This window comes from Geoalkalibacter ferrihydriticus DSM 17813, assembly GCF_000820505.1.
Lineage (GTDB): Bacteria > Desulfobacterota > Desulfuromonadia > Desulfuromonadales > Geoalkalibacteraceae > Geoalkalibacter > Geoalkalibacter ferrihydriticus.
The window spans coordinates 193,778-214,148 of sequence record NZ_JWJD01000001.1 but is presented as its reverse complement, the minus strand read 5'-3'; the positions used below and the strand labels follow the sequence as shown (position 1 = coordinate 214,148).

Here is a 20,371-nt window from a genome sequence, read left to right as displayed (position 1 = left end):
GTACTCGGGGCAATTGACGTCCATCCGTCATCTGTCTTGCTGTTTCAATGGGTGGTTTATTCGTACCCTAAATCACGCACCAGTCGCTCGGAGCGGGTCCAATCTTTCTGCACGCGCACGAACACTTCGAGAAATACCCGGGCACCGAGCAGAGCTTCGATGGACTTGCGCGCCTCGCTGCCGATATTGCGCAGCATCGCGCCTTTGTTACCAATGACGATGCGCTTGTGTGCTTCGCGCTCGACATGGATAACCGCCTCGATGACCACGAGATTTTTCTCGGGTTTCTCCGTGAATGATTCCACTTCCACCGCGCAGCCATAGGGAATCTCGTCGCGGGTCAGGCGCATGACCTTTTCACGAATGAATTCCGCCACGATAAAGCGCTCGGGCAGATCAGTCACCTGGTCGCTCGGATAGTAGCGCGGACCTTCGGGCAGATAACGCCCGATGGTCTGCAGCAGACCATCAACTCCTTCACCGGTCAGGGCCGACACCGGTATCGTCTCGGCAAAATCATGACTACGATAGGATTCGATGATCTCCAGCAACCGCGGACGCGGCACCTGGTCGATCTTATTGATCACCAGAAACAACGGGCGACCGCAGGCGGCGACTCTCTCCAGCACTTCGTCGGCGCGCCGCAAAGGGCCGGATGTCGCCTCAATGAGATAAAGCGCCAGGTCAACTCCGCCGCAGGTACTCAGTGCCTGTTCTACCATGTAGCGATGCAAGGGTCCGCGGGCCTGATGGATCCCGGGTGTGTCAAGGAACAGCATCTGTTCACCGGGACGGTTGCAGATGCCGAGAATGCGATTGCGGGTGGTCTGCGGCTTATTCGAGGTGATGGAAATCTTCTGCCCGAGGACCCGGTTGAGCAGGGTCGATTTACCCACGTTGGGACGGCCGATAATCCCCACGAATCCAGAACGCAGGGTTTCTTGTTCTTCAGGCTGTTCGATCATTGGCTCTTCTCGCTCTCATCCGTCAATATTCATGGTATTTAGTGCAGCGCCGGCGGCAAGCTGCTCGGCACGCTTTTTGGTGGAACCCTCGCCGGAGCCGATCACATCTCCATCGAACAAAACCTCGACCCGGTAGAGCCGGTCATGGTCCGGGCCGCTCGACCCGACGAGATGATATACAGGCGTGCGGCCAAAGGTTTTCTGGAAATGCTCCTGCAGACGGGTCTTGTAATCGATGCCGGCTTTGCGCCGGGCACTCTGGACAATCTCATCTGCAAGCAACCTGTGGATAGTTTGACGCGCCGCGGCAAAACCACCATCGCAAAACACGGCACCAAAGAGCGCTTCCAGGACATTGGCCAGCAGACTGGACTTATTGCGTCCACCGCTGCGTTCCTCGCCGCGACCAAGAAGCAGGTGCCCCCCCAGTTCGAGTCGGCGGGCAATCGCGGCCAGACAGGATTCACTGACCACTTCGGAGCGAATGCGACTCATTTCACCTTCGCTCAACGCCGAAAAAGTCTCAAAGACATACTGGCTCACGGCCAAACCGAGAACCGCGTCACCAAGAAATTCGAGCCGCTCATTGTAGGACCAGGTCGAATCGCCCTGCTCGTTGGCGTAGGATTTATGGGTCAAGGCAACCTGCAACAGCTGCGAATCACCGAATTGGTAGCCAATGCGTGACTGCAGAGCGTCTACTTGACTATGTTCGTTCATAATTGTCTTTTTTGAAAGAAGGTGCTTGCATGAAAACAAAGAGCGTACCAGAATCACATCAGGGAGTACAGTCTGTTCATCGCCCTGAATGGCGCATGGCCTGGGTTTTTCCTTGATTCCCCGGGAACCAATCCATTAGTATGCAGCTTTTATGGATATTTACGGGCGCCATGTCATTATTCATCACTTTTGAAGGTATTGAAGGCTCAGGCAAAACCACCCAGATCAGCCGTCTGGCAACGCACTTGCGCAGTCAGGGTCTTGAGGTGGTGCAAACCCGCGAACCCGGCGGCTGCCGCGTCGCCGACGCCATACGCGGCATTCTGCTCGATAGCGACAACGCCGGGTTGGCGCCGACTGCGGAGTTGCTGCTTTATGCGGCGGCCCGCCGGCAACATGTCGAAGAAGTGATCCAACCGGCCCTGGCCGCGGATCAGGTGGTTCTCTGTGACCGCTTTACCGATGCGACCCTGGCCTACCAGGGGTACGGGCGCGGGCTTTCCCTAGAACTCATCGAGAACCTCAACACCCTTGCGGGAGCCGGCCTCTGCCCTGACCTGACCCTTTTATTTGAATTGCCGGTTGAGATCGGCTTGAATCGCGCCCTGCGCCGCATCGAAAACGCCACCGGTCCCGCGGAAGATCGCTTTGAGCAGGAATCCCTGGCCTTTCACGAGCGGGTTCGACAAGGGTACCTAACCCTGGCCGAGCGCAATCCTCATCGCTACCGATTGCTCGCCGCCGAGGCTCATCCCGACCAGGTTTTCGCCCAGGCTGTTAAGATCGTTGATAAAATCCTGATTAAGCGACAAGGGTTATGATTTTTTCGCAGATTCTCGGACACGAGCGGCAAAAAGACATCCTGCGACGAGTTCTTGCTGCTGATCGCCTGGCCCATGCGTATCTGTTCACCGGACCCGAGGGCGTCGGCAAGCGTTTGATGGCACTGGCTCTGGTGCGCGCCGTTTTCTGCCCACATCAGGGTTGCGGCAACTGCATCGCCTGTCGCAAAGTTGACCACTTCAACCATCCAGACCTTCATCTGCTCGAGCCTGACGGCAACAGCATCAAAATTGAGCAGGTTCGCGCCATTCAACGGGAATTTTCCTATCGCCCTCTCGAAGCGCCCAAAAAGGTGTGCCTGATTGAACAGGCGGAAAAAATGGTTCCTGCCGCCGGCAACGCGCTGCTGAAAACCCTGGAGGAGCCCTCTGGAGAAGCCTTGTTCATTCTTCTGAGCGCTCATCCCGAGCAACTGCTGCAAACGATCCGGTCACGCTGCCAGCCTCTGCCCTTTCATCGCATCCCGGCTGAGCTTTTAAAACGCGATCTGGTTCAGCGCCTGGAAATCGACGATGCCGGTGCCCATCTGCTGGCCGCGCTGTCCGACGGCAGCTTTCGAAAAGCCCTGGGGCGTGATCGGGAACTGTTTCTCACCGGCCGGCGCGATTTTCTCAAAGCCGTAACGGCACTTTCTCCCGGAAGCGTGCTGCCGCTTTTCGATCTGGCACGGGATCTGGCCGAGAAAAAAGAACAGATACCGGAACACCTCGAAATTCTTGAAGCCTTTTATCGCGATGTGCTACTGACCCTGCACGGACGCCCTGAAGAAGATCTGGTCAATATCGATTTACTGGAAAAGGTGCGACGCTGTGCCGGGCGCGAAACCCCGGCATCGGTGCTGGGCAAACTCGAGGCGGTTCAGACCACCCGCCGCTACCTGAGCCGCAACGTCAACAAGCAACTTGCCATGGACCATCTGTTGCTGCAGCTCTGCGCGTGACGGGTACCGTTAACCTGGAGACACGGATCTAGCCCGATCGCAGCGGTTGGGTTTGTGACGAACCATCGCTTGACCAGATCCGTGTAGAAATGATTCTTCATGTTTTTTAAATAAGGAACAGGCAAACCGTTCATGATTCGAGTCGTTTCCATAAAATTTCGTGAGGCCGGCAAAATTTATGATTTTGACGCCGGTGACCTGGAGCTTAACGTCGGCGATAAAATCGTCGTGGAAACCGAACGCGGCCGCGCTTTGGGGACGGTGGTGCTTGCTCCCCGCGAGGCGGAGCAAACCGGGCAAAATGAAGATCTCAAAAAGATCTTGCGTCAAGCCACCGAAGAGGATCTGGAACTGGCCTTACGCTACGCCGCCCGGGAGGAAGAAGCCTTTCGTTTTTGTCGCAAGCGCATCGAAGAGCGCGGCTTGGCGATGAAACTGGTTCAGGCGGAATATCTTTTTGACGGCTCCAAGATCGTTTTCTACTTCACGGCCGATGGCCGCATCGATTTTCGCGATCTGGTCAAGGACCTGGCCCAGTATTTCCACACCCGCATCGAAATGCGTCAAATCGGCGTGCGTGATGAAGCCAAGCTGGTGGGCGGTATTGGTATCTGCGGGCGGGAACTGTGTTGCTGCACTTTTTTGCGGGACTTCAATCCGGTCTCGGTGAAAATGGCCAAAGAACAGGGATTGGCCCTCAATCCCAACAAAATTTCCGGCCAGTGTGGGCGCCTGCTGTGCTGCCTGGGGTACGAATACGAAACCTACTGCCACCTCAAGCGCGGCCTGCCCAAGATCGGTCGCATCATCAAAGTCGGCGAACTTGAAGCAATGGTCCTCAGTCAGAATATCTTTGCCGGAACGGTGAAGGTCAAACTGGAGACCGGAAGCGAGGCCATCCTTTCGGCTCAAGACATCGAGCGAGGTGAACTGCCGTCACCCAAAGCAGCGTCCGAAGAACCCGTTGAAAAGCCGAAGCCGACCGCGCCGGCTGCAGCTTCCGCGCAAGAACGCAGCGACTCGGAGAAGCCGCCACGCAAACGATCGCGCAGTCGCTCACGCAGCAAAAAAAAGTCACCAGCCACCGGAGGCAGCGAGAACAAACCCGCGACCACCGAATCTCAAAAGCCATCGGCGGATTCCGGTGAGCGCAAGCAGCCACCAGCTTCCAGCGCCGAACAAGCCGCTAAGCCGCAAGGCGGCGAACGCAAACGCCGGCCGCGCCGCCGTTCACGAAAAAAAGACCAATAAGGGGAGATCGAGATCATGCCAGAGCCTTTTTACATCACCACGCCCATTTATTACGTCAACGATGTTCCCCACATCGGCCATGCCTACACCACCCTCGCCTGCGATGTCATAGCACGCTACAAGCGCGCCCGGGGCCACGAGGTGTTTTTTCTCACCGGCACCGACGAGCATGGCCAGAAAGTTGAAAAAGCCGCCCAGGCCAAGGGTGAAACGCCGCTGGAGTTGGCTGACCGCGTGGTTAAACGTTTTCAGGCTTTGTGGGAGCGGCTCAACATTTCTCACACCGATTTCATCCGCACCACCCAGGAACGGCACAAAAAAGGCGTGCATCGCCTCTTCCAGATCATTCAAGCCAAAGGCGATATTTATCTGGGCGATTACGAAGACTGGTATTGCACTCCCTGCGAAACTTTTTGGACGGAAAACCAGCTGCTTGACGGCACCTGCCCCGATTGTGGACGCCCCACGGACAAACTCAAGGAAGAGTCCTATTTTTTTCGCATGAGCAAATATCAGCAGGCGCTGCTGACGCATATCGAAGAGAACCCCGACTTCATTCAACCCAAAACGCGCCGCAATGAAATTCTCAATTTCGTTCGCGAAGGGCTGCGCGACCTGTCCATTTCGCGCACCTCTTTTTCCTGGGGCACACCGGTGCCCGGCGATGACAAACACGTAATTTATGTCTGGTTCGACGCCCTGACCAACTACATCAGTGCTCTGGGTTATCCTGACGACCCCAACGGACACTTCGCCACCTTCTGGCCTGCTGACGCTCATGTCATCGGCAAGGACATCCTGCGCTTCCACACCGTCTACTGGCCGACCTTTCTCATGGCCGCCGGCATTCCCTTGCCCAAAAAGGTGTTTGCCCACGGCTGGTGGACGGTGGAGGGCAAGAAGATGAGTAAGAGCCTGATGAACGTGGTCGAGCCCAACATGCTGGTCGATAAGTACGGTGCCGACGCCATCCGCTACTTCCTCATGCGCGAGGTGCCCTTCGGCTTGGACGGCGATTTCTCCCATGCCTCCCTGGTGCATCGCATCAACTCCGACTTGGCGAACGATCTGGGCAATCTGGTGAGCCGCTCGACGGCCATGCTCAGCAAATACTTCCGCGGCGAACTACCTGCGGCAGAAGTCCAGACGGAACTCGACGCTGCGTTTACCGCGCGTTTTCCCGCCGCGGTAAAACTGGTGGACGGACACATGAATGATATGGCCTTCAACAAGGCACTCCAGGCAACCTGGGAATTGATCAGTGCCGCCAACAAATATATCGATGAAACCGCGCCCTGGGCTCTGGCCAAAGATCCGGCGCAGAGCGGACGCCTGGGCACCGTCATGTATAACCTGCTCGAAGGCACACGCATCATCGCCTTGCTGATCAATCCCTTCATGCCGGAAACTGCTGCGAAGATCATGGGCATTCTCGGCGGCGAAAAAAACGATTTGACCTTTGCCGACAATGAGGTGTGGGGTGGTCTGCAGGCCGGCACAATTATCGCCAAAGCAGCCCCCCTGTTCCCTCGCATTGAGACGCAGTAACTGTTGGAAAGAACAAACCTTTCACTGATAACACCCCAAGGGGCGCCACGGCGCCCCTTGGTTTTGCCGGAGCATCGCATGTCCCTGAGATCTTCTCTCATCGATACCCACGCCCATCTCTACAATCGCCCCTTTGCCGAAGACCTGGACCTGGTCATCGCCCGAGCGCGGGACAACGGGGTCGAAACCATTCTTACTGTGGGCTGTGACCTTGAGAGTTCGCGTAACAGCATTACGCTTGCGGAACGTTTCGACGAAGTCTATGCAGCGGTGGGCATTCATCCCCACGACGCCTTGCAAGCCGACGAGGAAGGTATTCGGCGGCTGCGCGAACTGGCCGCCGCTCCCAAAGTTGTTGCCATCGGCGAAACGGGACTCGATTACTATCGCGACCGCGCTCCCCGGGATGCCCAACGCCTCGCCTTTCGCCGCCAGATCAGACTGGCCCGCGAACTGGCTCTGCCGCTTATCGTGCATGATCGCGACGCCCATGAAGACATATTGAGCATTTTGCGCGAAGAGCAGGCCGCCGAGGTCGGCGGGGTCATTCATTGCTTTTCCGGAGACGCCGCCATGGCGCGCGCCTGCCTGGAAATGGGCTTTTACATCAGCTTTCCCGCCACCATCACCTATCCGAAAAACGAAGAGCTGCGCGCGGTGGTGCGCAGCGTTCCCATGGAACGTCTGCTGGTTGAAACCGACTGCCCATATCTTGCGCCCCAACCCTTTCGCGGCAAACGCAACGAACCCGCCTATGTGCGCCTGACCGCCGAGAAGATCGGTGAAATCAAGGGGTTGTCTCTGGAGGACGTCGCACGCATCACCACCCTCAACGCCGGCAACCTGTTCGGCATCGGCCAGGCCGAACAGGCCGTGCGCATCGCCTATGCCATTCGCAACAGCCTCTATCTCAACATCACCAACCGCTGCACCAATGCCTGCTCTTTCTGCGCAAAATTCCACGACTTCACCGTCAAGGGCCACCGCCTTAAGCTCGATCATGAACCCGACGCCGCCGAAGTCATCGCCGCCGTGGGCGATCCACGCGCCTATGATGAAGTGGTCTTTTGCGGCTACGGCGAACCGTTGCTGCGCCTCGATCTCATCAAGGAAGTCGCCGCCTGGCTCAAGAAAAAAGGCTGCAAGGTGCGCATCAACACCGACGGCCAGGCGAACCTTGTGCACGGGCGCAACATCGTTCCGGAGCTGGTCGGGTTGGTGGACAGTTTATCGGTGTCCCTCAATGCACCCGACGCTGCCACCTATCAGGATCTGTGCCATTCACAATTCGGCGAACTCGCTTTCGAGGGGGTCAAGGAGTTTATTCGTGAAGCAGCGCGGTGCATTCCCGAGGTCGTCGCCAGCGCCGTCACGGTGCCAAGCCTCGACATCGCCGCCTGCCGGAAGCTCGCGGAAGAACTGGGGGCAAAATTTCGGGAACGGGAATACAACGAGGTGGGATAAGCTTTCGGCCTCAGTCGGATCGACTGAGGCCGATTATTTTCAGGCGCCCTCTTGATCGACGCAGGTCAGGCGCGGCGGCCCGCCATCCTTGAGTTCGGGATGGTCGTAGGCCAGCGCCCAAAGGCGCCCATCATTGGGATCGCGGTACAGAGCATTACGTCCTTCGCCGCGTTTCACCAGTTCCAGCTTTTCATGGATCAACCAAAGAATGCGCTGCCAGGCGGCATCCTCCTCCATGCTGCTGCCGAGGTCGATCCAAAAAGCCCGCAATTCCTGGTCCCTGGGCTGAAGTTCCCAATCCTCCTCATGAATAGCCATGGTTTCCTCCTTGTTTAGTGCGCATTTTTAGCCCCCCGGCGGCGCAGATTGCCGAACCATCCACGCGGGGGCTTGTCATGTAAAAGAGAATAGAGCACCGGCACCACCACCAGGGTCAGCAGGGTCGCGACCGCCAGGCCGAAGATCACCGCCACGGCCATGGGCCCCCACCATTCCGCGGACTCGCCACCGATCTGAAAACTCAGGGAGCGAAAATCGAAACTGAACCCCACGGCCATGGGCAAGAGGCCCAGAATCGTGGTTGCAGCCGTGAGCAGCACCGGCCGAAAACGCACCACTCCCGCCCGCACCAGAGCCTCTTCCAGCCCCATCCCGGAGCGGCGCAACTGATTGACATAGTCGATAAGCACGATGGCGTTGTTGACCACCACCCCTGCCAGAGAGATGACGCCGATGCCCGTCATAATGATGCCGAACGCCATACCGGTCAAGGTCAGTCCGAGAAAAACCCCGGACAGGGATAGGATCACCGAGGTCATGACGATGAGGGACTGGCGAAACGAATTGAACTGGGTTACCAGCACCAGGGTGATGAGCAAAATGGCGGCGATAAATGCCTTGCTCAAAAAGGCCACGGCCTTTTCCTGCTCTTGCTGCTCACCGCTGTAATCGATGCGGTAACCACCGGGCATCTCCAGATTCTTCAGCAGCCCCTGCGCCTCGCGCAGCACTTCGATGCTGTTGCGCCCGGAGGTGTTGGCGGTGATGGTCACGACCCGCTTCTGGTTGAGACGGCGGATAGAACCGAACCCCGTGCCCATCTCAAAGCTCGCCAGACTGGAGACAGGCACCGGATCGCCGGTCATCGTCGGGATCAGCAGCCCGGTGACATCCGCTAATGACCGCCGCCGCTCCTCGGGCAGCCGGGCGACGATGTCGTATTCCTCATTGCCCTCGCGGTAGACCCCGAGTTTGGTGCCGCTTACCGCAGCCTTGACGGTTTCGGAAATATCCACCGTAGAGAGGCCCAGCAGACTGGCTTTTTCTCGATCCACAAGAATGCGAATTTCCGGATTGGCTCGCACCAGATCGTCCTTGAGATCCACCAGGCCCCGCACGTTCTTGATGCGCTCCCTGATCTCATTGGCCACCTGAGCGAGAACTTCGATGTCCTCGCCGCTGACCTCGATGCTCACCGGCGCACCCGTGGGCGGTCCCTCCTTGTGTTTTTCCACTTTGATTTCGGCACCGGGCAGAGCAGCAACGGCCTGGCGAATCCGCGCCAGCACCTTGTCGGCATGCTCACGACGCTCTTCGCGCTCGATGAAATCCAGAGAGATCTTGCTCTGGTGACTTTGCCCACCGCCCTCCCCGCCCATATCGGCGTTGGCCGACACCCCCATTTCGGAAATGACGAAGCGCAGGTCACCTTCCTGAAAGGTAATGTCCTCGACCGCGCGCGCCAGCAGATCCGAGGTGTCGAGATTGGTACCCTCGGGGGCGCTGATTTCAACATAGGCCAAATTGGGTTCGATATCAGGGAAAAGTTCGACACCGTGCTCAAAATAGGCGTAGAGGATGGCGATGCCGATCAAGAATCCTCCCGCCGCGCCCAGCACCAGCACCCGCCAGCGCAATGACCATTGCAGCAGACGCTGATAAAAACGCAGAATCGGCGGCAGCGCATCGCCCTCGGCCTTGCGCCGCCCTACCCAGAGAAAGCTTGCGCAAACCACCGGATTGATGACCAGGGCCACAAACAGCGAGGCGCTCAGGGTGACGATCAGGGTCAGGGGCAGAAATTTCATGAATTCGCCCATGATACCCGGCCAGAACATCAGGGGAGAAAAGGCGCAGAGCGTCGTCAGGGTTGAGCTGATGACCGGCCAGCCCACCTCTGTCACCGCATCGCGCGCGGCCTGCACCCGATCCTTGCCCTCCTGCATATGTCGGTAGATGTTCTCGACAATGACGATGGCGTTGTCCACCAGCATGCCGAGGGCCAGAATCAGGCTGAACAGCACCACCATGTTCAAGGTGATGCCCAGGGCATGCAGCACCGCAAAGGAGATGAGCATGGAAAAAGGTATGGCCAAGGCGACGAACAGGGAGTTGCGCAGGCCCAAAAACAGGAACAACACCGACACCACCAGGATCAGCCCGGTAAGGATGCTGTTTTCAAGCTCGGCGACCATGCGCCGGATGTCTTTGGACTGATTGAGGGTGACCGCCATCTCGACTTCTGGCGGTAATTGCCCCTGTGCCTGTTCGAGGACGGCAAAGACCTGATCAGCCACGGCGATGATGTTTTCGCCCGTGCGTTTCTTGATCGCCAGGGTCACGCTGGGTTCGCCGTTGAACCGCGCATAGCTTAGGCGATCTTCAAGGGTATCGACGATGTTGGCGACATCCTTGAAGTAGATGGGGCGACCGTCGCGCACCACCAGAACCAAATTGTCGATCTGCGCAGGGTCAGTAAATTCTCCGGGGATGCGCAGCAGATATTTGCCTTCGCCGATGTCGATGCTGCCGCCGGGGATATTAACGTTTTCCCGCTGAACGGCAGCCATGATTTCGACAAAGGACAGGCGATAAGCCGCCAAGCGATCGGGGTCGAATTCGACGCGTACCTGACGCTCGCGCCCGCCGGTGATCGCTACGTCGAGAACCCCGGGGATCTGTTCGATGTAGTCCTCAAGGCGCTCGGCTACTTGCTTGAGTACCATTTCGCCCACGGGACCCGAGACCGCGATCATCAGAATGGGAAATTCCGCGATGTTGATTTCCAGAATGGAAGGATCGTTCTCCAGATCGTCGGGCAGATCGCCCTTGGCCTGATCGACACGATCGCGCACCAGTTGCCGGGCGTTGTCGATATCGACATCCGGGGTGAATTCGATGGTGATCATGGAAGATCCCTCGGAACTCACCGAGCGCATCTTCTCCACATCCTTGAGGCCTTTGAGCTTGCGCTCCAAAGGCAGCGTGATGAGAGTTTCGATATCCTCGGGCGCCACTCCCTCATGATTGGTGACAACCAGCACCACGGGAATGGTGATGTCCGGAGCCGATTCGCGGGGCAGTACCAGGTAGCTGTAGAGGCCCGCCACCAGAGCGATCATCATGAGAGTGAAGACAGTGCTGCGGCGGCTGATGGCGGCGTTGCTGAGCAGCATCAGTGATTACCCGTCGTCACCGCTGTGCCGTCTTCGAGCAGTTGTTGGCCGCGCACGATAAGACGCTCTCCTGCCACCAGTCCATCTTGAATCACCACCCGATCGCCGATGATGCTTCCGGTGGTCAGAAAACGCCGGCGCGCCACGCCTTGCTCTTCAACATAAGCCAGGGTTTTCCCATCGCGCTCCACCAGGGCATAGAGAGGAACGGCCACGGCCTCAGGAAAGGCCTGGCGCAGAAAACGTACGCGCAGAATCATGCCGGGGCGCAGGGAACCATCGGCATTATCGACGACAACCTTGGCGCGGTAGGTGCGCGTTGTCGGGTCGGCCTTGAAGGCCAGATAAAACAACTCGCCGGAGCGAACCGGCCCCCCCTCGCCGACCAGACGCGCCGCAACCACCTCGACCCGGTCGCCGACCTGCAAAAAGTGCACGTCCTTTTCCGGCACTTCGACAACGGCTTGCAGCCGGTCGACCTGGACCAGTTCGGCCACCGGAGTCCCCTCGGAAACAAATTCGCCGCGATCCACATGCAGCCGATCAATGATGCCGTCCAAGGGACTGACCAGAACGCTTTTGGCGAGGGCCACTTCGGCGCTGCGCAAAGCGGCGCGGGCGACCTCGATGTTGCGCCGCGCTTCCTCGAATTCCTGGGGACTGATGATCTGTTCATCGACCAGGCGGCTCATCCGCGCGAAGTGGCTTTGTTGCACCTCGAATTCAGCCCGCGCTCGATCAAGATCGGCCTCGCGTGCCTCCGGATCGATGCGCAAAATGACATCGCCCTTGCGCACCCGATCCCCTTCACGCGGCCCGACGTAACGCACCGGGCCGGCAATTTCCGCAGCCAGCAGCAAATCCTCCCAGGCTTCAAGAGTCGCCGGCAAGGTGAATGTTTCTGAGAGGTTGGTGGACTTGAGGGTCTCCACCGCAACGGAAACAACCCGCACCTGGGGTCCCTGTCCTGTGTCGGTCTCCGCCGTGCTTTCGCGGCCGCAACCCCCTAAAACCCAAGCGGCCAGTACAATGGCCCACAGTGGAGCCAAACCTATCCTGATAATTCTCACGGTGCAGTACCCTCAGAATGGAAAAAGTAACGATTCGTAATCGCCTCGTTATCGGCCTGCAGACCTTGTACCAACGCCTTCTCTAACCGATCAATTTTATCTTCCTGGTCGCTTTCCCGTCAAAGCAATTCTTAACCCGATTTTACTAAAAAAGCGCCGCCGATCCTGGACTCTTCTTTAGAAAAGCCGGGACCGGCGGCGCCGTGATAAATAAAAGTGACTCTGAAATCCAAAAATTCAGATTGTCATCACCTCATTTGAAGGTTTCCAAAATGTAGTGCCCGATATTCTCACCTTGTTCGTCCGAGATGGTATTTTGGTTGAATGCCGGCATTCCAGGTCCCGGATCCCGCAGATAATCCCTGAGACTTTCCGGCGTTCCCAAGCCCCTTTCCATCAGATTGGCATGAGTGAGATTTCTCTCGGGACGCATGACGTTGCCGCCGTCCGCATGGCAAGCGGCACAGTGCTGATTGAAAAGCGTTTCTCCCGCTTCGAGATCCGCCGCGGCAGGCGTTGCCGCAGGGGTAGCCGCCGGTGCAGGTGGCGCCTCCTCTTTGCGTTCACTGCAACCAAAGAAGACCAGACTTCCCAGAACCAGTGTCACGATCACAAATTTCGATCTGCTGCGTTTCATTTTTTCCTCCCGACAAAGGTTAAATTAAAGACCGGCTTCCGACCAGGACGGAAGCCGGAAAGAACAATCACCCGAGCATCTGCTTCATGTCTTCTTCCACCGTACCGATGGGAGCGATATTGAAATTCTCGACCAGAAAGTTGAGCACGTTGGGCGTGACGAACGCAGGGAGACTGGGGCCGAGCTTCATGTTCTGCAGGCCGAGGGAAAGCAGTGACAACAGGACCACAACGGCCTTCTGCTCGTACCAGCTCAGGATAATGGACAGGGGCAGGTCATTGACCTCGCAGTCAAAGGCTTTGGCCAGGGCCAGCGCGATCTGTACCGCCGAATAGGCATCGTTGCACTGACCGACGTCGAGGAGGCGCGGAATCCCGCCGATATCACCGAGATCGAGCTTGTTGAAGCGGTATTTGCCGCAAGCCAGGGTGAGGATCACCGTATCCTTGGGCAGTTGCTCGGCAAATTTGGTGTAGTAATTGCGCCCGGGCTTGGCGCCGTCACATCCACCGATGACAAAAAAGCGCTTGATGGCCCCGGAATTGACCGCTTCGATCACCTTGTCGGCGAGTCCCAACACCGCGTCATGCCCGCAGCCAGTGAGGATGTCCTTATCCGCTTTTTCACTGAAGCCCTCAGCCTTCTGGGCGGCGGCGATGACTTCGGAGAAATCCCAACCCTCGACGTGCTTAACGCCCGGCCATTGCACACGTCCCCAGGTGAACAGACGATCTTTGTACTCGTCGGCAGGGCGCTGGATGCAGTTGGTATTGAAGATGATGGCGCCGGGGAAGTTCTGAAATTCCTGGTACTGGTTCTGCCAGGCGCCGCCGAAGTTGCCCACCAGATGTTTGTATTTTTTGAGCCCCGGATAGCCATGGGCAGGCAGCATCTCAACGTGGGTATAAATGTTGATGCCCTTACCTTCGGTCTGCTTGAGCAGCTCTTCGAGCATCTTCAGGTCGTGGCCCGAAACCAGAATGGCCTTACCGGCCTTGGTCCCGATATTGACCGGGGTGGGCGTGGGCGCCTGATAATTTTCGATGTGCGCCTGATTGAGCAACCCCATGCATTTGATGTTGGTCTGGCCGCATTCCATACACAGGGTGACGAAATCCATCAGGCCGAGCTTGCTCTCGGCAATGGCCGCCAGCGCCTTATGGATGAAGGCGTAAATCTCGTTGTCGTCCTTGCCGAGAATGTGGGCATGATCGGCATAGGCAGCCATCCCCTTGCAGCCATAGAGCAGAATGTTCTGCACCGAATTGATGTCCGCATCGCTGTTGAAGCTTTTGACGCCGCGTTCGCGGCCGAGGGTGGCCATCTCTTCGCGGTTGGCGGGGCAGATCCAGTTGGCGGCGGCATCTGGAACCTCGCCGGTATAGGGACCGTTATTGGCTTTTTCAAAGAGGGCCCAGGCCTTGTCGCGCATCTGGACGGTCTTCTTTGCCACAGCGGCACAGTTCTCCGGATCAAAATCGACATTGGTCACTGTGGTGAAGAGCCCCTCAATCATGTGCACGTCGATATCGCGGTCAATGGCGCCTTTTTCACGCGCCTTGTGCGCCCAGAAGGCCATGCCCATCAAACCCCAAACAATGAGGTTCTGCAATGCCGCCACCTCAGGGTTCTTACCGCATACGCCCATCTTAGTGCAGCCAGTGCCCTGGGCCGCCTGCTCGCACTGAAAACAGAACATCTCTTCCATGTTTCTTCCTCCGTGGTCTTTTAGTTCGTTTTATTGCCCTGCCAAGCAAAACGAGAAGAGGTCGGAGCCAGCTAAGACACCGACCAGAATAAAAAGCAGTACCGGAGGATAGTTTAACAGACAAAGAACATTTTTCCAGGGAGGGTGGAATCAGGATTGTCCACGAAACCACCCTCACCTATCGGGGGAGTGCTCAGGCTTGCGTCTCTGCCCGCATGGGCGGCGAAAATCTCCGCAAGCGCAAAGCGTTGCTCAGGACGCAGATGCTTGAAGCTGCCATGGCCATGGCAGCAAACACCGGCGAAAGCATCAAGCCAAAGAACGGATAGAGGGCTCCAGCCGCCACTGGAATGAGCAAAGTGTTGTAGGCGAAAGCCCAGAACAGGTTTTGTTTGATGTTGCGAAGGGTCGCCTTAGACAGGGCAATGGCGTTTGGCACGTTACGCAGATCACCGGACATGAGCACCACTTCGGCGGCCTCCATGGCGATATCCGTGCCGGTGCCGATGGCAATGCCGACATCGGCCTGGGCCAGCGCCGGAGCGTCATTGATGCCGTCGCCCACGAAGGCCACCTTGTGCCTTTGAGATTGCAGTTTTTTCACCGCTTCGACCTTACCGTCGGGCAGCACCTCGGCCACCACCTGGTCAATGCCGAGGTGCCTGGCAATCGCCTCGGCGGTACGGCGGTTGTCACCGGTGATCATGACCACCTTCAACCCTTCAGCGTGCAGAGCTGCAATGGCTGCCGGAGTCGATTCTTTGATGGGATCGGCCACTGCGAGAATCGCGGCGAGCCTACCATCCACCGCCGCATAGAGGGGCGTTTTTCCTTGATCGCCAAGTTCTAACGCAGCTTCGGCGAAAGCTTCCAGGTTCAGCTCAAGGCGGCGCATATAACGATCCGCGCCGACATGAACACGATGTCCCTCGACGTCCGCGACCACCCCGAAACCAGGCTCGGCCGTGAAGTTGCTCCCTTCCGCCGGCTTGAGTCCGCGGGATTTTGCCGCCGCGACGATGGCCTCGGCGATGGGATGTTCCGACAGGCGCTCCACGGAGGTCACCCACCGCAGCACATCTTTTTCAAAAAAACCCTCGGCGACGACGAAATCGGTCAATTCCGGGCGCCCCCGGGTCAGAGTCCCCGTTTTGTCCAGGGCGACCACCCCGGCATCGCGCAGGCGCTGCAAAGCATCGCCTTTGCGAAACAATATGCCCAATTCCGCACCCTTGCCGGTGCCGACCATGATGGACGTCGGCGTTGCCAATCCCATGGCGCAGGGGCAGGCGATGATGAGCACGGCCACGGCATTAACCAGGGCAAAGGTCAAGGCCGGTGCAGGCCCTAACAATAGCCAGACGACGAAGGTAAGCACCGCCGCACCAATCACAGCCGGCACGAAATAATTGGTAACCCGGTCGACCAGTGCCTGAATGGGCAGCTTCGCGCCCTGGGCTTGCTCGACCATGCGCACGATCTGCGCAAGCAGTGTATCGGCGCCGATTCTGGTCGCACGAAAGGTAAAGCTGCCGGTCTTGTTGATCGTGCCGCCCACCACCTCGGCGCCCTGCTCTTTTTCGACCGGTAGCGGTTCACCGGTGATCATCGATTCATCAACGTAGGACCGCCCCTCGACCACCTCGCCGTCGACGGGAATTTTTTCACCGGGACGCACCCGCACCAAATCATCGACCCGCACCTCCTCGATGGCCGTTTCAAGCTCTTCACCATTGCGCACCACCCGCGCGGTTTTCGCCTGCAAACCGATCAGCCGCTTGATGGCTTCGCTGGTGCGCCCCTTGGCTCGGGCTTCGAGATAACGACCGACCAGAATCAGCGTAACAATGACCGCAGAAGCCTCAAAATAGACATGCACCGTACCTTCAGGAAGAACTCCCGGCAGGAAAGTCGCCACCACCGAATACCCCCAGGCCGCTGAAGTGCCAAGCATGACCAGCGAATTCATATCCGGCCCACCGCGCACCAAAGCCGGCCAGCCCTTCTTGTAAAATCTCAGTCCCGGGCCGAACTGCACCAGGCTGGCTAACACAAAGAATAGGTAAAACAGGTTCTGCTGACCCAGACTCCGCACCAGCCAATGGTGAAAAGGCGGGATAAAATGGGAGCCCATGTCGAGCACGAAAATGGGCAGGGTCAGGGCCGCGGCAAATAAAACCGAGCGCTTAAGGCGGCGCGCCTCCTGCTCACGCGCCTCTCCCTCTTCAACGCTGCGCTGCGCGGCGGAACCCAGTTCTTCGGCCTCATATCCTGCCTCCCGCAGCGCGGCAATGATCGTCTCAACCATCACCGCGCCCGAGACAATGCGTACCCTGGCTTTTTCCGTGGCAAGGTTGACCTGTCCTTCCAGAACTCCGGGCACACGCCCCAGGGCCTTTTCCACCCGACCGACACAGGAAGCGCAATTCATGCCGTGGATAGCGAACTCCAGATTTTCTACCTTTGGACCATAGCCGGCTTGCTGAATCGCGTCGAGGACCGCGGCGACATCTCCCTGCTTCGCGGCAAAAACCACCCGGGCACGCTCCGTAGCGAGGTTTACCGATACCTCGACAACCCCCGGCACCTCGCGCAGGGCTTTCTCAACGCGCCCCACACAGGAGGCGCAACTCATTCCGGAAACACCTATATCCAAGGTTTGGCCGCTTGACAGCGGTCCGGAAGAATCATCCGAAGTCATTTGTTTGCCCACGAGAAAAAGATCTCCTATTTGCAGAAGGGTTCAGCGGCATTGCCAAAAATCGCTCGTTTTCGCAGGAAAAACTTGCTACTGTCCATCCGGAAAAAATCGATGGTCAAAGTTAAGATTATGTCACACTGGCCTCTGGACGCTAGCACTCGCACCACCACTATGGAGAAAAGGAGAATCTCGTCTATGCAAGCCCTGATCTGCGGTTCTTTTGCCTACGACAACATCATGGTCTTTGGCGACCGCTTCAAAAACCACATTTTACCCGACCAGGTGCACATCCTGAATGTATCGTTTTTGGTGCCGGAGATGCGCAAGGAATTCGGTGGTTGCGCGGGCAACATCGCTTACAATCTTCAGTTGCTCGGTGGCTCACCGCTGCCCATGGGCACCGTCGGCGAAGACTTCGCTCCCTATGCCGAATGGATGGATGCATGCGGCATTGAGCAGCGCCACGTGATCCGGATCGAAAACAGTTTCACGGCTCAGGCTTTCATCACCACCGACCTGGACGACAACCAGATCACCGCCTTTCACCCGGGCGCCATGGCCTTCGCCCACCACAACAAGGTCAGCGATGCCCAAGGCGTCTCTCTGGGCATCGTCTCTCCCGACGGGCGCGAGGGGATGATCGAACACGCCGCCCAGTTCGTCGCTGCCGGGATCCCTTTCATCTTCGATCCCGGCCAGGGGCTGCCCATGTTCGACGGCGACGATCTGCGTCGTTTCATCGATCAGGCCACCTGGCTGACTGTCAATGATTACGAATGGCAACTGATCCGCGAACGGACCGGCTTGAGTGCCGCCGAAGTCGCCGGACGGTTGGAAGCGCTGATCGTTACCCGCGGCGGCCAAGGCTCCACTATTTATACCACTGGAGGTGAGATTTGCATTCCCGCCGCCCACGCAGCACAGCTCAAGGATCCCACCGGCTGCGGTGACGCCTATCGTGCCGGGCTGCTGTACGGACTCATGAACAAGCTGGACTGGGAAACCACCGGACGCATCGCCTCGCTCATGGGCGCCATCAAAATCGAACATCAGGGCACCCAGAATCACCGCTTCGACATGACTGAATTCAGCAACCGCTACCGCGAGGCATTCGACCGCGAACTCTAGTGCATCGTGTGCTAAGACAAGTCGGCACAGCGCAGACCGCGGCCGAAAGAGCCGGAATCAGACGTCATGACGCCTCGCACGGTGCGTTCCCATATACCACCAAAGCCTCTTGAGTCAGGGGCTTTGGTGGTTTTTTATCGGGCGATTTGGATTGTACCCTGGTACCGCGAAGTCGGCAGCGGCCGGCACCGAGGCTGCCGGTGAGGCTGTGCGCCTTGTTCTAAGGTTTCGATCTGCTCTGGGCCGGCGTCGGTCGACATATTCGTTTCGTTACCAATCCGTCACCTTTCATCGGCCCAAGTCGAGGCGTTTCATCACACTCGGCGCGCTGATCCCGTGAATCACGATCGAAATAATGATGACGGCGAGTACGATACTCCAGAGGGCCCTGGCGTCGGGAAAATCCACATGAAAAAGCCCGTAAGCGAGGTAGTAAACAGAGCCGATGCCGCGAATCCCGAAAAATGAAATCGCCCAGCGTTGTTTGCGCGACAGGTCGCTTCCAACCAAAGCGAGCATGCTGGTCAGGGGCCGAATGAGAAAAACGATGGCCAAGGCGACACCCCACATCCCGGGAGTCATCATGTTCAAGGCCCCACTGGATCCATAAGCTCCGACGAAAAACATGAGGACAGCCACCAGCACACGCACGGTTTGCTCGGCAAAATCATGCACCAGTTGCTGATACTGATGGTTGCGTTCGTAGTGGCGAAAGACGCAGGCTGCAACAAAAACAGCGATAAAGCCATAGCTTGAGGCCAGCTCAGCGAATCCGTAAGGAACAAGAGTGAGGCTTAGGGCTAGAACCCCGGTCATAGCCGTCATGAATTTGGACAAGATAATCTTGGCGATCAAATATCCGCAAGAGGCTCCGATAACAGCGCCCACCGTGAGTTTGTAAAAAACGTCAACGGCCAGCCAGCCGGCGACCCAGCCCGATGGCGCCAATCCCACCAGAGCCACGGCAATGGCCAGGTTGGTAAATGGAAACGCCAAACTATCGTTAATGCCGGCCTCTGTGGTTAATGCCAACCTGGTTTTGGATCGCTCCGGCTCATTGTGAATGCCGGCCTCAGTGTTTAAAACCAATCTGGTTTTTGGCCCTTGCGGCTCGTCCGGCGCACGGACTTCAACATCGCCGGCGAGCACGGGGTCGGTCGGCGAAATAACTGCGCCCAGCAGAATGGCAGAGGCTGGAAGTAGACCGGCCGCCCACCAGCCAAGCCAGGCCGAAGCGGCAACAGTCAGCGGCATGGTCAACACCAAAAGCCGCCAACTGATTCGCCAGCTTGCCCACGCGAAAGGGCTGTTGAGCTTCAGTCCCGCTGACGTAAGGGAAAGGATCACGCCGAGTTCGGCAACACGTTTCAGCCACGCGACGTCATCCACCAAGTCCGGCAACAGTGGAGCCCAGGGCAGGATAAAAACCAGGACTCCTAACCCCATATAGAAAATGGGTACCGTGATCAGCCGTTTTTCAGACACCAGTCCCGGAAGAAGTGATGCAATGAAAATGATGAGGCCCGCCAGCAAAAGACCGATGTCATACAGATCAATACTGAACACATCGAATTCACCATAAGAGATCAGCCGCTGCGCTGAATATGACATAATAATAAGTTCCGTCGACTGGAATTAGAAATAGCCAGGAATGCCATTGCGGTTTGAGCCCACCTGCACCCTCTGGTTTACAAAGGAACCATCTTTCCAGGGAAAAGCAACCTTGAACAGCCGCCGAAAGGATCTTGCGTGCTCTCAGGGTCAAGTTTCGTCAGTTCCACATCCCAATCCTTGCCCTTTTAGCTGCTGTCGTCGCGGACTTTCTTCACCTGACATACAACTTGAAAACGATTATCTTTTTCCTTGACACTCAGGCAGGCTTTCAGCAAAAATGCCTATTGTTTTCAAATTCATTTATCTTTCTGCTGTCGTCTGAGCAAA

15 protein-coding genes are annotated in these 20,371 nt (G+C 57.5%); 6 read left to right on the top strand and 9 right to left on the bottom strand.

Features of this window, described 5'->3' with window-relative positions; translation table 11 throughout:
• Positions 1–56: 56 nt before the first annotated feature.
• Together era and rnc are read right to left on the bottom strand one after the other, a co-directional pair.
• On the bottom strand, positions 57–965 hold the full coding sequence (era, locus tag GFER_RS01045) for a GTPase Era (protein WP_040095283.1): 909 nt from the start codon (positions 963–965) through the stop codon (positions 57–59).
• A 15-nt stretch (positions 966–980) separates the two neighbouring features.
• On the bottom strand, positions 981–1,685 hold the full coding sequence (gene rnc, locus GFER_RS01040) for a ribonuclease III (RefSeq protein WP_040095281.1): 705 nt from the start codon (positions 1,683–1,685) through the stop codon (positions 981–983).
• Between the two features lie 170 nt (positions 1,686–1,855).
• Here rnc and tmk point away from each other — a divergent pair, with 170 nt between their 5' ends.
• The 5 genes from tmk (at position 1,856) to GFER_RS01015 (ending at position 7,731) form a co-directional block, all read left to right on the top strand.
• Positions 1,856–2,506: a dTMP kinase gene (tmk, locus tag GFER_RS01035; protein ID WP_040095279.1), complete on the top strand. Its 651-nt coding sequence runs from the start codon at positions 1,856–1,858 to the stop codon at positions 2,504–2,506.
• Positions 2,503–3,468 carry a DNA polymerase III subunit delta' gene (holB, locus tag GFER_RS01030; RefSeq protein WP_040095278.1) on the top strand — a complete coding sequence of 322 codons (966 nt, stop codon included), beginning with the start codon at positions 2,503–2,505 and terminating at the stop codon, positions 3,466–3,468. Before tmk ends, holB begins: the two co-directional genes overlap by 4 nt.
• A gap of 132 nt (positions 3,469–3,600) precedes the next feature.
• A complete protein-coding gene (locus GFER_RS01025) occupies positions 3,601–4,719 on the top strand; it encodes a PSP1 domain-containing protein (protein ID WP_040095276.1) in 1,119 nt (372 codons plus the stop codon).
• A 15-nt stretch (positions 4,720–4,734) separates the two neighbouring features.
• Positions 4,735–6,267, top strand: coding sequence for a methionine--tRNA ligase (metG, locus tag GFER_RS01020; protein WP_040095274.1), 1,533 nt, complete (start codon positions 4,735–4,737; stop codon positions 6,265–6,267).
• A gap of 78 nt (positions 6,268–6,345) precedes the next feature.
• On the top strand, positions 6,346–7,731 hold the full coding sequence (locus tag GFER_RS01015; protein ID WP_040095272.1) for a TatD family hydrolase: 1,386 nt from the start codon (positions 6,346–6,348) through the stop codon (positions 7,729–7,731).
• 39 nt (positions 7,732–7,770) lie between these two features.
• On the opposite strand, the gene GFER_RS01010 is transcribed toward GFER_RS01015, so the two are convergent.
• The 6 genes from GFER_RS01010 to GFER_RS00985 all read right to left on the bottom strand — a co-directional run bounded on the left by GFER_RS01010 (position 7,771) and on the right by GFER_RS00985 (position 17,302).
• Positions 7,771–8,049, bottom strand: a complete 279-nt coding sequence (locus GFER_RS01010; protein ID WP_082047744.1) for an Imm27 family immunity protein — start codon at positions 8,047–8,049, stop codon at positions 7,771–7,773.
• A gap of 14 nt (positions 8,050–8,063) precedes the next feature.
• Positions 8,064–11,186: an efflux RND transporter permease subunit gene (locus tag GFER_RS01005; RefSeq protein WP_074669544.1), complete on the bottom strand. Its 3,123-nt coding sequence runs from the start codon at positions 11,184–11,186 to the stop codon at positions 8,064–8,066.
• On the bottom strand, positions 11,186–12,235 hold the full coding sequence (locus GFER_RS01000) for an efflux RND transporter periplasmic adaptor subunit (RefSeq protein WP_052445829.1): 1,050 nt from the start codon (positions 12,233–12,235) through the stop codon (positions 11,186–11,188). Before GFER_RS01000 ends, GFER_RS01005 begins: the two co-directional genes overlap by 1 nt.
• A 274-nt stretch (positions 12,236–12,509) precedes the next feature.
• The gene (locus GFER_RS17360; protein ID WP_052445828.1) at positions 12,510–12,893 is read right to left on the bottom strand and encodes a c-type cytochrome; all 384 of its coding nucleotides are present in this window, start codon (positions 12,891–12,893) and stop codon (positions 12,510–12,512) included.
• Positions 12,894–12,960: 67 nt separating this feature from the next.
• Positions 12,961–14,592 carry a hydroxylamine reductase gene (gene hcp / locus GFER_RS00990; protein WP_040097104.1) on the bottom strand — a complete coding sequence of 544 codons (1,632 nt, stop codon included), beginning with the start codon at positions 14,590–14,592 and terminating at the stop codon, positions 12,961–12,963.
• Between the two features lie 202 nt (positions 14,593–14,794).
• Complete coding sequence (locus tag GFER_RS00985) at positions 14,795–17,302, bottom strand: heavy metal translocating P-type ATPase (protein ID WP_040097101.1); 2,508 nt, start codon at positions 17,300–17,302, stop codon at positions 14,795–14,797.
• A 195-nt stretch (positions 17,303–17,497) separates the two neighbouring features.
• Between GFER_RS00985 and GFER_RS00980 the strand changes: the two genes are divergently transcribed.
• Positions 17,498–18,430 carry a carbohydrate kinase family protein gene (locus tag GFER_RS00980; RefSeq protein ID WP_040095269.1) on the top strand — a complete coding sequence of 311 codons (933 nt, stop codon included), beginning with the start codon at positions 17,498–17,500 and terminating at the stop codon, positions 18,428–18,430.
• Between the two features lie 288 nt (positions 18,431–18,718).
• Here the strand turns inward: GFER_RS00980 and GFER_RS00975 are convergent, their stop codons facing one another.
• The gene (locus GFER_RS00975; RefSeq protein WP_052445827.1) at positions 18,719–20,041 is read right to left on the bottom strand and encodes a cation:proton antiporter; all 1,323 of its coding nucleotides are present in this window, start codon (positions 20,039–20,041) and stop codon (positions 18,719–18,721) included.
• Positions 20,042–20,371 lie beyond the last annotated feature (330 nt).

Coding starts and splice junctions, on each gene's coding strand:
- era (WP_040095283.1), bottom strand. CDS start 965: ATGATCGAACAGCCTGAAGAACAAGAAACCCTGCGTTCTGGATTCGTG.
- rnc (WP_040095281.1), bottom strand. CDS start 1,685: ATGAACGAACATAGTCAAGTAGACGCTCTGCAGTCACGCATTGGCTAC.
- tmk (WP_040095279.1), top strand. CDS start 1,856: ATGTCATTATTCATCACTTTTGAAGGTATTGAAGGCTCAGGCAAAACC.
- holB (WP_040095278.1), top strand. CDS start 2,503: ATGATTTTTTCGCAGATTCTCGGACACGAGCGGCAAAAAGACATCCTG.
- GFER_RS01025 (WP_040095276.1), top strand. CDS start 3,601: ATGATTCGAGTCGTTTCCATAAAATTTCGTGAGGCCGGCAAAATTTAT.
- metG (WP_040095274.1), top strand. CDS start 4,735: ATGCCAGAGCCTTTTTACATCACCACGCCCATTTATTACGTCAACGAT.
- GFER_RS01015 (WP_040095272.1), top strand. CDS start 6,346: ATGTCCCTGAGATCTTCTCTCATCGATACCCACGCCCATCTCTACAAT.
- GFER_RS01010 (WP_082047744.1), bottom strand. CDS start 8,049: ATGGCTATTCATGAGGAGGATTGGGAACTTCAGCCCAGGGACCAGGAA.
- GFER_RS01005 (WP_074669544.1), bottom strand. CDS start 11,186: ATGCTGCTCAGCAACGCCGCCATCAGCCGCCGCAGCACTGTCTTCACT.
- GFER_RS17360 (WP_052445828.1), bottom strand. CDS start 12,893: ATGAAACGCAGCAGATCGAAATTTGTGATCGTGACACTGGTTCTGGGA.
- hcp (WP_040097104.1), bottom strand. CDS start 14,592: ATGTTCTGTTTTCAGTGCGAGCAGGCGGCCCAGGGCACTGGCTGCACT.
- GFER_RS00985 (WP_040097101.1), bottom strand. CDS start 17,302: ATGACTTCGGATGATTCTTCCGGACCGCTGTCAAGCGGCCAAACCTTG.
- GFER_RS00980 (WP_040095269.1), top strand. CDS start 17,498: ATGCAAGCCCTGATCTGCGGTTCTTTTGCCTACGACAACATCATGGTC.
- GFER_RS00975 (WP_052445827.1), bottom strand. CDS start 20,041: ATGTCATATTCAGCGCAGCGGCTGATCTCTTATGGTGAATTCGATGTG.